Origin of the sequence: Kribbella pratensis (assembly GCF_004366075.1) — a bacterium.
Lineage (GTDB): Bacteria > Actinomycetota > Actinomycetes > Propionibacteriales > Kribbellaceae > Kribbella > Kribbella pratensis.
In genome coordinates this window covers 562,999-574,896 of sequence record NZ_SODU01000003.1, presented here as the reverse complement: position 1 = coordinate 574,896, position 11,898 = coordinate 562,999, and the positions used below count along the sequence as shown (strand labels likewise).

Genomic DNA, 11,898 nt, shown 5'->3' with positions numbered 1-11,898 from the left:
TGGACGCTAAAGGCTGACGTAACGTCATACTCCAATCCCTTTTCCGGAGGTATCGTGGAGCGCACGGTCAGCGAGGTGTCCCGGCTCGCCGGTGTCTCGGTGCGGACGCTGCGGCACTACGACGCCATCGGTCTGCTTCCGCCCGGCCGCGTCGCCACGAACGGCTACCGGTACTACGGCCGGCCCGAACTGCTCCGCCTGCAACGGATCCTGCTGCTCCGTGAGCTCGGCGTACCGCTGCCGTCGATCGCGCGGATCCTGGACGAGCAGGACGACGAGGTGACCGCGCTGCAGGGACACCGCGAGCAACTGCTGCAGGAGCGGAAGCGGCTCGACGTGATGCTCGGCGCGATCGAGCGGACCATCGCAGGGCTGTCCGGCGACGACACGGTGACCGACGACGAGTTCTTCAGCGGACTGTCGGAGGCGCGGGCACGGCTGCGGGAGGACCTGGCCGAGCGGTTCGGCGAGGCCACCGCGGAAGGGTTCGAGAAGGCCGTCCGGGAGACCGACGGCTGGACCCGCGAGGACTACGAGCGGCTGGGCGACGAGGGCCGTCGGCTGCTGCTGCGGATGGCGGCCTCGCGGGATCGCGGCGTACGGCCGGACTCTCCGGAGGGGTTCGAGCTGATCGAACAACACCACCAGGGCGTGCTGGAACTGTGGCCGGCCACACCTTCGTCCTACTACGCGCTCGGGGATCTCCTGGTGGAGAACGCGGACCAGCGGGCGATCATCGAAATGGTGGACCGGGACCTGCCCGAGTGGCTGGCAGCCGGAGTCCGGGCGTACGCGGTCCAGCGGCTCGGTTTCTGCCCAAACACAGAGGAAACTGTCTGACGGTCCGTCTAGTGTCTGTCAGGTGAGTGAGCAGCGGGAGTCTTTGGTTCACGTCCGCGGGCTGCGCAAGTCGTACGGCGACTTCGAGGCGGTTCGTGGCATCGACCTGGACGTATGGCGGGGTGAGGCCTTCGGGTTCCTCGGGCCGAACGGTGCGGGCAAGTCGTCGACGATGCGGATGATCGGCGCGGTCTCACCGGTCAGCGGCGGCACCCTGAAGATCCTCGGTCTAGACCCTGCCACCGACGGGCCGTCGATCCGCGCGCGGCTCGGCGTCTGCCCGCAGGACGACACCCTCGACACCGAGCTCAGCGTCCGGGAGAACCTGACGATCTACGGGCGGTACTTCGGTCTCAGCCGGGCCGAGTGCCGCGAGCGCGCGGACGAGCTGCTCGAGTTCGTCGCGCTGACCGAGAAGGCGAAGGTCAAGGTCGACGAGCTGTCCGGCGGGATGAAGCGCCGGCTGACCATCGCGCGCTCCCTGGTCAGCAAACCCGACCTGTTGCTGCTGGACGAGCCGACCACCGGACTCGACCCGCAGGCCCGGCACCTGCTGTGGGACAAGCTGTTCCGGCTCAAACAGGCCGGCGTCACGCTGATCATCACCACGCACTACATGGACGAGGCCGAGCAGTTGTGCGACCGGCTCGTGGTGATGGACGGCGGCCTGATCGCGGCCGAGGGATCCCCGGCCGACCTGATCCGCGACTACTCGACGCGTGAGGTGACCGAGCTGCGGTTCGGGCCGGACGTGATGCTCGCGGACCACGACGCCCTGGCCGGCAAGGTCGAGGACCTCGCCCAGCGCATCGAAGTACTGCCGGACCGGCTGCTGCTCTACACCGACGACGGCGAGCGCGCAGTCGCCGCCGTCCACGAGCGCGGCCTGGAACCGGCCGCCGTCCTCGTACGCCGCTCCACTCTCGAAGATGTCTTCTTGAGATTGACCGGCCGAACGCTGGTGGACTGACATGGCAGTACTGATGCCGCGACTCCGTCGCGGCGGGTCATCGGGCTGTAACTCCCGTCCTTCCCTCGTCGTTCCGGTCGCTTCGCTCCCTCCGCTCCTCAGTCCAGGACGGGAGGCCCGATGACCATCGCGGTGGAGAACGGTCGGCGGATGTTCGACTACTGGTTGACCGTCTACAAGCGGACCTGGAAGGGCACGATGATCAGCAGCTTCCTGCTGCCGATGCTCTACCTGGCCGCGATGGGGATCGGGCTCGGGTCGTTCGTGGACAGCAACGGGACCGGTGCGCTCGGCGGGGTCAGCTACCTGCAGTTCATCGCGCCGGGGCTGCTGGCGTCCACCGCGATGCAGATCGCGGTCGGCGAGGCGACGTACCCGGTGATGAGTGGGCTGAAGTGGCAGAAGTTCTACCACTCGATGATCGCGACGCCGCTGCGGCCGGCGGACGTGGTCTACGGGCAGCTCGGTTTCATCGCGTTCCGGGTGTTCACCTCGTGCGCGGTGTTCCTGGTGATCATCACGCTGTTCGGCGGGCTGAAGTCTCCGCTCGGCGTGCTCGGGTTGCCGGTCGCGCTGCTCGTCGGGATGGCGGTCGCCGGCCCGATCGCGGCGTACGCGACGATCCTGGACAACGACTCCGGTTTCGCGATGGTGTTCCGGTTCGGCGTCGTGCCGGCGTTCTTGTTCTCCGGGGCGTTCTTCCCGGTCTCGCAACTGCCGGACTGGATCGAGTGGCTGGCGTACGTGAGTCCGCTGTGGCACGCGGTCGACCTGTCCCGCAACCTCAGTCTCGGCACGGTCGACCCGTTGCTGGCCCTCGGCAACCTCGCCTACCTGCTGGCCTGGTTCCTCGTCGGCACCCACCTCGCCGTCCGCGGCTTCACGAAGAGGCTGATCGGCTGATGGCTCTACTAATGCCACGCCTCCGGCGCGGCGGGTCATGGGGCTGTGACTCCCGTCCTTCCCTCGTCGCTCCGGTCGCTTCGCTCCCTCCGCTCCTCAGTCCAGGCCGGGAGGCCCCATGACCACGATCGCAGCGCGGGTTGTCCCCGTCCCGGTGCGGCTCCGTGGTGGGCGGCACATCGTCGAGCGGAACTTCCTGCTCTACCGGCGGTCGTGGGTGGTGTTCCTGTCCGGCTTCTTCGAGCCGGTGTTCTACCTGCTCTCGATCGGCATCGGCGTCGCCCACCTGGTCGGCGACTTCACCCTGTCCGACGGCACGAAGATCGCGTACGCCGCGTTCGTCGCGCCGGCGATGCTCGCCAGTTCCGCGATGAACGGTGCGATCTTCGACTCGACGTACAACATCTTCTTCCGGATGAAGTACGCCAAGCTCTACGACTCGATGCTCGCGACACCGCTGCGGCCGTGGGACGTCGCGACCGGCGAGATCACCTGGGCGCTGCTGCGCGGGGGCATCTACTCGGCGATGTTCATCGTGGTGATGCTGATCCTGGGGCTGATCTCGTCGTGGTGGGCGCTGCTCGCGCTGCCCGCCGCGGTGCTGATCGGGTTCGCGTTCGCGGGCGCGGGGATGGCGCTGACCACGTTCATGCGCAGCTGGCAGGACTTCGAGTTCGTGCAGCTGGCGATCATGCCGATGTTCCTGTTCTCGGCCACGTTCTACCCGGTCGAGACGTATCCCGGCGCGATCCGGTGGCTGGTCGAGATCACCCCGCTCTACCAGGGCGTCGTACTCGAACGTGCCTTCAGCACCGGCAACGTCAGCTGGCTCCTCATCGTCCACGCCCTCTACCTGGCCGCCATGGGGACCCTCGGCATGTACATCGCCTCCCGCCGCCTCGGCAAACTCCTCCTCAAGTAGGCGGAACCGCAGAGGACCGCGGACTCGTCGGACCTGGCATGACGGTATTGATGCCACGCCTCCGGCGCGGCGGGTCATGGGGCTGTAACTCCCGTCCTTCCCTCGTCGCTCCGGTCGCTTCGCTCCCTCCGCTCCTCAGTCCAGGACGGGAGGCCCCATGACCGGCTTGTCCTTCCGTGATCTGGTACGTGCGCCGAGGGTTGAGTTGCCCGGTGGGTCGGTGCGGTGGGTCGACGAGTCGTTGCGGCTGCTCATCGGTCATTTCGGAACCGACCCGCTGCGGCGGCCGGCCGTCGTACCAGGGGAGTTCGTGCCGGCCGGGTACGACGGGTCGGAGGCGGCTGCTCGCGACGTGTGCCTGAAGGTGAGTGAGCGGATGGGCATCCCGTCCGAGCGGATCCGGTTCAGCTTTCAGCTGGAGAAGGTCGTCGAGGCCGGTCAGTTGCTCGGCGCCACGATCGTCGACGCGTACGTCGCGCAGACCCATCCCGCGCTCCGCGGCGCGGCACCGGAGGATATCGCCGCCGTACGGAAGCACTCGAGGTTGCTCGGCGCCACGTCCGACGACCGGCTCGAAGAGCTGCTGGAGGACGACGGGCTGCTGCCCGAGATCCAGCGGTTCGCCTTCCTCGACTTCCTCACCGAGCTGGTTCGCTGCCGGGAGATCGCGGCCGAGCCGGACCCGGCGCGGCAGGCCGAGCTCGAACAGCAGCCGGATCGTCCGGAACCTCGGACTGCCGGAAGCGAGGCGTCCTCGGCCGGTCGCTGGACGGACCTCACTTACTGCCTGCCGGGTGTCGAGCTGCTCCCCGGGTACACCGCGGTGATGCTCGGCTCCGACATCCTCACCGACCCGACTGTGCTGATCGCGGCGGCGTCGCACGAACTCGGCCACCAGGTCCTCATGTCCTCCGACATGCCCGGCGGCACCGGTCCGCTCCGCGAGCCGTTGACCGACCTGTACGCCGTACTGCACGGATTCGGGATCGCCCACGCCAACGCTGCTCTGGACGAGACCACGCTCGGCACACCGACCGTGGAAACCTTCGGCTACCTCGGCGAACGTGCCGTCGCCGAAGCCCTTGCTGTGTACCGCGTCCGGCAGCACCGGCTCATCCGGGATGGGCCGCTCCTCCCCGAGTGGCATCAGGCTCTCGACCCCGAACCACGTGCCAGGTTCCTGGCCCGGTTGGACGAGTTGGTCGGTGGGCCGCCAACCGTGCTCGGGTGGTGATCCGACCGAAATGGTTGCGGGCCAACTGCAACGTTCATGGTGGAACGGTCCGGCCGTCGATGGCGTCAGTTTCGGTATGAATCTGATCGGTGCTTGGCGCCGCCGGCAACGACATCGAGAGCTGCTGTACGGACCGAAGGTCCTGCTGCCCGGTGGACCGGAGCAGTGGATCGAGGACTCGCTGGACTGGCTCATCGGCCGGTTCGGTGTCGAGCCGCTGCGCCGGCGGCCGGTGCTGCCCAGCGAGTTCGTGCCTGCCGGGTACGACGGTTCCGAGCGTGCAGCACGCGAACTCTGTCTGCAGGTGTGTGCGTGGATGGAGGTCCCCGACGACCGGATCCGGTTCAGCTTCCGGATGGAAGACGTCCGAGCTGCTGCCCGCAGCGCGGCCGTGCACCGGCTGAACGCCGAGCAGGGCAGGGACCTGATCGCGATCTCGGGGCTGCGGGCAACGATGACGGCGGCCGAGGTGGACGCGCTGGCCGCGACCGGGTTCGCGCCGGAGATCAACGTGCTCGCCGAGCGCGAGCTGCGGGCCGAGGTGAAACGCAGTACGGCGATCCTCCAGGAGACTGATCCGGACCGCCGGGCCGAGCTCTGCGGCCGCGCCGAGGCAATCTGGTCCTCGCCGGCCGGCAGCGGGTCGCGGGCGGCCTGGCTGGATCTGCGGTCCGGCGGCCTCGAGGGCAGCGCGGTGATGCTGTCGGCAAGCACTTTGGCCGACCCGGCCGCTGTGGTCGCCGCCACCGCCCATGAACTCGGTCACGAGGTGCTCTGGGGGTATCACCTGATCGACCGGACCCGCCCGGACGCCGAGGCGCTGACCGACCTGTTCGCGGTGTTCCACGGGTTCGGGATCTTTCTCGCCAATCAGGCGGTCGAGCGGGTCCCCGGACGGCGTTCGGCGTTGCAGACGCTCGGGTACCTGGGCGAGCGCGGTGCCTCCGACGCGCTGGCGGCGTACTGCTTCCGGCGGCATCTGCTGTTTCCGGAATCGATCCTCCCGGTGATGCCGACCGAGATCGACCCCGCGGTCCGGATCCGGACCTTCGCCCGGCTTGCGTCGCTGGTGAAGGACGCCGAGATCGCGTCGATCCAAGAGGGTGCACCGCTGACCTGATGTCAACCTGCGGTGACGCAGTGGAACCGAGAGGTTTGCGGCGGCGTCCGACAGGCATGATCCGGCGGGTGAGGAATCCGATCGGAATGATCCGCCGAAGTCAGCAGCTGCGCTCCCAGCTGAAGGCGCCCCGCGAACGGTTGCCAGGCGGCAGCCGGCGCTGGATCCGTACATCGATGGACTGGCTGGTGGCCGAGTTCGGCCGGGATGTCCTACTGCGCCCGATCGCGCTGCCGGCCGACCTGATCCCGGACGGGTACGACGGCAGCATCGCCGCCGCGACCGAGCTGTGCGACCGGGTCGCCGAGCGGATGGATCTCCGCCCCGGTCAGTGCGGGCTGAGCTTCGAGCTGAACGGCGTACGGCGTTCGGTGAACAGCATGATGGTGAAGGAACAGTCCGGGCGGTGGATCCGCGGGAACGGTGGCAACCAGATCCAGCTCGCGCCGGCGCTGACGACCGACCCGGTCGCGCTGATCGCGATCTACGCCCATGAGGCCGGCCACGAGTTGCTGCTCGGCAGCGGCCGGATCTCGCTCGCGCGCCGGCCCGACCACGAGCCGCTCACCGACCTCATCACGGTCTTCTACGGACTCGGGATCTTCACCGCGAACGCGGCGTACGAGCGCCGCCCCCGGCCGAGCGGCCGCGGCAAGCAGCCGCTGGCCCGCGGATACCTCCGCGAGGCCGCACTTGCCGAAGCACTCGCGCACTACGCGAAACTCCGCGGCGAGCGGCATCCGGAATGGGTTCGCTACCTCGACCCACCCGTCCGCCGCGGCCTCCACAACCAACTAGCAATCCTGCACCGCTGATCAGTCATGAGTGGTGAAACGGACTGTGGAAGCCCCACGCGCCCACGGCTACCGCCGGCGAGTTGCGGGCTGCCGCCCGCACTCTAGGCGCTTGGCGCGCGAGTGACTGCGCACATCAGCCCATGTCACCGAGCGGACCGTGGTGACGCGCACTGGTGCACGGCTGCCGGACCCCCGTACCTCTCGGCTGAACGAACTCGGGCCAAGGGTGCTGCTGCACTAGGAGAACCTGGGTGTACCGAGGGGGGAGCTTCGGGTGCGGAGGATCTGTTCAACCTGGACGAGGTAGTTCGGGTGGCGAAGGAAGTACTGGGGTTTGTGACGGACACGGCGGCAGTTGGCCGGCAAGTTCCTCCGCCTTCTGGCGGCCGTTCGACCGTTAGGGCTCGAGCAACCTCTGCAGCCAGCTTGTGCCGCCGCGGAGCATGGACGCTTTGCTCGGGCCGGTCAGGTGGTCGACGAGGTGCAGGTAGGTGATCGTCTGGTAGAGGGCGCCTAGTTCTTCGGCGAGCGTCAGCGCGCGGCGCAAGTCGGACGGGTCGGCGTATTCCTCCCACTCGTGCAGATACGCGTCCAGCACGCGTGGGTCGCTCGACAGCGTCGACTGCTTCTCCACGAACGTCACCAGGTCCAGGAAAGGATGCGCGAGCGCCGCATCGGTCCAATCGAAGGCGAGCACCTGACCGTCGCGTACCGCCAGGTTCCGCGGGTGCAGATCACCGTGCAGCAAGGTCTCCGGTACGCCGATCTCCGCCAGCTCGACGATTGCCTCGCGCAACTGCTTCGCGCGCTCCGGCAACCGGGACAGCTCGTTCGGGTCGTGCCGTGCCGTCAACGAGTTCGGTTCGAGCAGGCGATCCAGCTCCGCGTCGAGGACGGCGAGCCGCCGGTCGGCGCAGCTGTACTCCAGCAGCAGTTCGGGTTCGGTGACATAGCTGCGCTGCAACCGGGCATGGTTGCGCACGGCATCGATCCACACCGCGACGTCGCTCTCGCCCTCCAACGGCGTACCGAGGTCTGGCAGCAGCATCCACGCCCGCTGCTCGTCGATCGCCAACGGCGCCGGTACCGCGCCGGGACGGTCGGTGGAGGCGCGCTGCAGGAACAGCGGTTCGTTGGCGAACAGGAACGGCAACGCGGCCGGCTCGATCGACGCCTGTGGGAGCGCCTTGAAGTACACGTCACCGTCGGCGGTCGGGATGCGCAGGACGTTCGACAGCCCCCACGACTTCACCTGCGTCCACGGGCCGGTCGCCTTCAGACGATGAGCGATCCACTGCGGCGCCTCGCCGTACCACTCCGGACGTGTCCAATCGGGCAGATCGGACGAGCTGACGGGACGGTCGTGGACCCAGCGCGCATCGGCCGGCGGCTCACCGCTCGGAAGCATCAGGTAGGTGCGCGGATCGTCGGACACACACGTGAGTACGACGGCCTCGATGCCGTGCTGGTCCCGCAGCGCCCGCAGCACCGGCTCGACGTCCGGGAACCAGACGTCGTCCGATTGCTCGACCTGGGGGAGCCCCGAAGGCAGCATCAGGACCGCTTGGTCGGACGGGCGCACTACGACAGCCGTAACCTTCACGTGCTGAAGCGTATGTAACCGTGCAACTGCTTTAACTGACCGGGAACTGCCCGCTATCCACAGAAGGTGCAGGTTCGCAGGACTTCACCAGTGGTGCGTGGAGTCGCTGCGCGAGGACCTGGCGCTGGGTCGGCTGCGCCTCGGTCTGGCGTCGCAGGCCTTCGTCGGTCAGCCGGACGTTCACGGCGCGACGGTCCTCGGGGCACATGTGCCGCTCGACCAGGCCGGCGACCTCCAGACGGCCGATCACGCGGGACAGCGCACTCTGGCTCAGATGCACGGACTTGGCGATCGTCGCCACCTTCGCGGAGTGCTCCGGCAGCTCCGCGAGCCGCTCGAGCACCTCGTACTCACTCATCCCGAGTGCATGACCGGCCTGCAGCGCCCGGTCCAAGGCGCAGGTCAGATCGGCGTGGCGAGCCAATAGCTCGCGCCATTCGCGCACATCGGCGCTGGTCTCACCAGGTCCAGCGCTGACCTTCGTCACGGTCATGTCACCGACCATAGCATGCATGCGCATTCAATGCAAGCGCATTTAATGCCTAGACATTAGATGCACACGCATGCAATAGTCTCTTCTCGTGACTACGCAAACCACATCGCCAGCTCGCATGACTTGGGACGCGCGCCTCTGGGGAGCGCTCCTGGTGGTCTGCGGCGTGATCTTCCTCGACGGCCTGGACGTGTCCATGGTCGGCATGTCCCTGCCGTCCATCGGCGCCGACCTGGGCGTCTCCCTTGCCTCTCTCCAGTGGGTCGTGACCGGCTATGTGCTCGGGTACGGCGGTCTGCTGCTGCTCGGCGGACGGACCGCCGACCTGCTCGGCCGGCGCCGGGTCTTCCTGATCGCCCTCGCCGTCTTCGCCGTGGTCTCGATGCTGAGCTCACTGGCGAGCAACCCCGAACTGCTCATCGCCGCGCGGTTCGTGAAGGGTGTCGCCGCGGCGTTCACCGCCCCGGCCGCACTCTCGATCATCACCACCACCTTCCACGAGGGCCCGGATCGCAACCGCGCCCTCAGCATCTTCACCACCTGCGCCGCCAGCGGCTTCTCGATGGGCCTGATTCTCGGCGGCGCGCTGACCGAGGTCGGCTGGCGCTGGACCTTCCTGATGCCCGGCCCGGTCGCCCTGATCGTGTTGCTGTTCGCGATCAAGCTGATCCCGAACAGCCCGCGGGACAACGCCGCCGGCGGGTACGACGTGCCGGGGGCGATCACCGTCACCGCCGGCATGCTGTCTCTCGTCTACGCGGTCGTCGGCGCCGAGCACGCCGGCTGGGCCTCGGTGCAGACCATCGGCCTGTTCGTGCTCGCCGCCGTCCTGCTGGCCGGCTTCGTCGCGATCGAGCTGCGCACCAAGCACCCGCTGGTCCGGCTCGGCATCCTGCGCAACGCGTCGCTGCGGCGGGCGAACCTGGCCATCCTGACCGTCTTCGGTTCGTACGTCGCCTTCCAGCTGATCGGCACCATGTACCTGCAGAACCTGCTGGGCTGGTCGTCGTTCGAGACCGCGCTCGGGTTCCTCCCGGCCGGACTGCTGGTCGCCACGCTGTCCCCGAACGTCGGCAAGATCGTCGACCGGGTGGGCACCGAGAAGATGATCATCGTCGCGATGGCGCTGTTCGTCGCCGGGTACGCGCTGTCGCTGCGGATCGGCCCGGAGTCGGCGTACTTCTCGACCGTGTTCCCGACCATCATGCTGCTCGGTCTCGGGTTCGCGATCGGGTTCCCGTCGCTGAACATCCAGGCGGTGTCCGGGGTCCCGGACCACGAGCAGGGGCTTGCCTCCGGGCTGTTCAACACCTCCAACCAGGTGGGCGGCGCGGTCGTCCTCGCGATCGTGACCGCGGTGATCAGCGGCCAGACCGTCGGCGTCACCGCATCCAGCGGCGTGCTGTCGGCGTACAAGTCGGGCCTCGGCGTCGTGACGGGGATCGCGGCTCTCGGCCTGGTCATCGCACTGACCGGTCTCTACGGCCTGCGGGCCCGCCGGGCCGCCGAAGAAGCAGAGGCTGCCGAGTTGGCCGCCGTACAGGACGAGCTGGCGGCGGAGGAGATGACGCCGGCCGCCTGACAACAACCAGCTCCACTGGAGCTGTTCGGATATGAGAACGCAGCGCGGGTCCCGGACTACTCTCGGGACCCGCGCTGCTGGCGCTCGCGGCGCTCGTGTCAGCCGGGGTCAGGGTGCCGGGGGCGGGGGTTGGGGGGATTCCCCGATTGGTTTCGGCCCATCGGGGTGCTGGACTGGGGGCATGAGCAACCAGAGCGACTACGACCGGCGGGTCAAGGACATCCTCGACCGGGTCGCCAAGGGGCACCTCTCGACCGAGGAAGCCACCACCCTGATCGCGGCCCTCAAGCCGACCGCGGCCGCGGACGCCGCCGGCACTGCTGCTGACACGGCCACTGACGGGCCGGGCGCGCAGGAGCCGGTTGCCGATGACGCGGGCGCAGGGTCCGAAGGCAAGCCGCCCTGGCCGTGGCCGTCCGGCGACGACGTCCCGTCCACGACCGTCTGGGCGGACGCCGTCGACTCACCTACTGCTGAGCCGACCGGGGAGCCGACCGGGGAGCCGACCGCTGAGCCGACCGCTGAGCCGACCGCTGAGCCGACTGCTGAGCCGGTGGCCGGCGCTGCCGGCGAGCCGTCGGTGGTGCGGGACAGTGTGGTCGATGACGTGGTCGATGACGTGGTCGATGACGTGGTCGGCGACGCTGCGGAGCCGGTCGAGGAGGAGCACAGCAACGTGCCGATCCCGTCCGGGGTGCAGCGGGTGACCGTGCGCGCGATCGGGCGGCGGGTCCGGCTGATCGGTGAGCCTGCCGTGAACGGTGTCGCGGTCGACGGCCCGCACGTGATCAAGCGGGACGGCGACACCCTCGCGATCAGCAGTGAAGGCGACATGGGCGTCTCGATCGATGGGTTCAGCATGCTGCGCAACCCGACCGACCTGAAGGCTCACGTCAACGGCCTCGCCAGGGAGCTGTCGATCCGCGTCAACCCGAACCTCCAGGTCGAGGTCGAGGTCACCGGCGGCAGCGTGAACGCCGAGCGGCTGCCCGGCCTGACCCGGGTCCGCGTCACCGCCGGTACGGCGAAGGTCGCCGACGTCGACGGGCCGATCGACGTACTCGTGCAGGCCGGTTCGGCCAGCCTCGACGCGCAGATCACCAAGGGCCGCTCCCGCGTCCGCGTCGAGTCCGGTACGGCGCAGGTCTCGCTCCGCCGCGGCTCCGACGTCCATGTCCACACCGAGTCCCAGCTCGGCCGCGTCACCTGGAGCGGCGCCGTCTCCGGCCAGTCCAAGGACGTGGAAATCGGCCGCGGCCGTGCCGCCCTCGACGTAGAGGTCCTCGTAGGCACCGCCCAGATCACCTCGGACTGACCGCTTGCCCGCGCACCTGAAGGGTTGCCCACTGAAAATCGCAGTGGGCAACCCTCCAGCTCGGTGGGCAAGCCTCCAGCTCGGTGGGCAAGCCTCCAGCTCGGTGGGCAACCCTCTAG

At 68.5% G+C, this 11,898-nt stretch carries 11 protein-coding genes; 9 read left to right on the top strand and 2 right to left on the bottom strand.

The window, feature by feature from the left end; all coding sequences use genetic code 11:
• Window positions 1-54 precede the first annotated feature (54 nt).
• The 7 genes from EV137_RS26860 (at window position 55) to EV137_RS26830 (ending at window position 6,804) form a co-directional block, all read left to right on the top strand.
• The gene (locus tag EV137_RS26860; RefSeq protein WP_166680026.1) at window positions 55-840 is read left to right on the top strand and encodes a MerR family transcriptional regulator; all 786 of its coding nucleotides are present in this window, start codon (window positions 55-57) and stop codon (window positions 838-840) included.
• Window positions 841-862: 22 nt separating this feature from the next.
• Window positions 863-1,810, top strand: a complete 948-nt coding sequence (locus tag EV137_RS26855) for an ABC transporter ATP-binding protein (protein ID WP_134006602.1) — start codon at window positions 863-865, stop codon at window positions 1,808-1,810.
• Window positions 1,811-1,930: 120 nt separating this feature from the next.
• The gene (locus EV137_RS26850; RefSeq protein ID WP_134131251.1) at window positions 1,931-2,713 is read left to right on the top strand and encodes an ABC transporter permease; all 783 of its coding nucleotides are present in this window, start codon (window positions 1,931-1,933) and stop codon (window positions 2,711-2,713) included.
• A 118-nt stretch (window positions 2,714-2,831) separates the two neighbouring features.
• Complete coding sequence (locus EV137_RS26845) at window positions 2,832-3,635, top strand: ABC transporter permease (RefSeq protein ID WP_134131250.1); 804 nt, start codon at window positions 2,832-2,834, stop codon at window positions 3,633-3,635.
• 157 nt (window positions 3,636-3,792) lie between these two features.
• On the top strand, window positions 3,793-4,869 hold the full coding sequence (locus tag EV137_RS26840; protein WP_134131249.1) for a hypothetical protein: 1,077 nt from the start codon (window positions 3,793-3,795) through the stop codon (window positions 4,867-4,869).
• Between the two features lie 76 nt (window positions 4,870-4,945).
• Complete coding sequence (locus tag EV137_RS26835) at window positions 4,946-5,989, top strand: hypothetical protein (RefSeq protein ID WP_134131248.1); 1,044 nt, start codon at window positions 4,946-4,948, stop codon at window positions 5,987-5,989.
• A 68-nt stretch (window positions 5,990-6,057) separates the two neighbouring features.
• Entirely contained in the window at window positions 6,058-6,804 is a 747-nt protein-coding gene (locus EV137_RS26830; RefSeq protein ID WP_134131247.1) for a hypothetical protein, read from the top strand.
• Between the two features lie 379 nt (window positions 6,805-7,183).
• Here the strand turns inward: EV137_RS26830 and EV137_RS26825 are convergent, their stop codons facing one another.
• A complete protein-coding gene (locus tag EV137_RS26825) occupies window positions 7,184-8,389 on the bottom strand; it encodes a phosphotransferase family protein (protein WP_134131246.1) in 1,206 nt (401 codons plus the stop codon).
• Window positions 8,390-8,420: 31 nt separating this feature from the next.
• A complete protein-coding gene (locus EV137_RS26820; RefSeq protein WP_134006616.1) occupies window positions 8,421-8,882 on the bottom strand; it encodes a MarR family winged helix-turn-helix transcriptional regulator in 462 nt (153 codons plus the stop codon).
• A gap of 118 nt (window positions 8,883-9,000) precedes the next feature.
• On the opposite strand from EV137_RS26820, the gene EV137_RS26815 reads away from it, so the two are divergent.
• Both EV137_RS26815 and EV137_RS26810 read left to right on the top strand, forming a co-directional pair.
• Window positions 9,001-10,464, top strand: a complete 1,464-nt coding sequence (locus EV137_RS26815; RefSeq protein WP_134006618.1) for an MFS transporter — start codon at window positions 9,001-9,003, stop codon at window positions 10,462-10,464.
• 181 nt (window positions 10,465-10,645) lie between these two features.
• Complete coding sequence (locus EV137_RS26810; protein ID WP_134131245.1) at window positions 10,646-11,779, top strand: PT domain-containing protein; 1,134 nt, start codon at window positions 10,646-10,648, stop codon at window positions 11,777-11,779.
• Window positions 11,780-11,898 lie beyond the last annotated feature (119 nt).

Coding starts and splice junctions, on each gene's coding strand:
- EV137_RS26820 (WP_134006616.1), bottom strand. CDS start 8,882: ATGACCGTGACGAAGGTCAGCGCTGGACCTGGTGAGACCAGCGCCGAT.
- EV137_RS26815 (WP_134006618.1), top strand. CDS start 9,001: ATGACTTGGGACGCGCGCCTCTGGGGAGCGCTCCTGGTGGTCTGCGGC.
- EV137_RS26840 (WP_134131249.1), top strand. CDS start 3,793: ATGACCGGCTTGTCCTTCCGTGATCTGGTACGTGCGCCGAGGGTTGAG.
- EV137_RS26835 (WP_134131248.1), top strand. CDS start 4,946: ATGAATCTGATCGGTGCTTGGCGCCGCCGGCAACGACATCGAGAGCTG.
- EV137_RS26850 (WP_134131251.1), top strand. CDS start 1,931: ATGACCATCGCGGTGGAGAACGGTCGGCGGATGTTCGACTACTGGTTG.
- EV137_RS26810 (WP_134131245.1), top strand. CDS start 10,646: ATGAGCAACCAGAGCGACTACGACCGGCGGGTCAAGGACATCCTCGAC.
- EV137_RS26845 (WP_134131250.1), top strand. CDS start 2,832: ATGACCACGATCGCAGCGCGGGTTGTCCCCGTCCCGGTGCGGCTCCGT.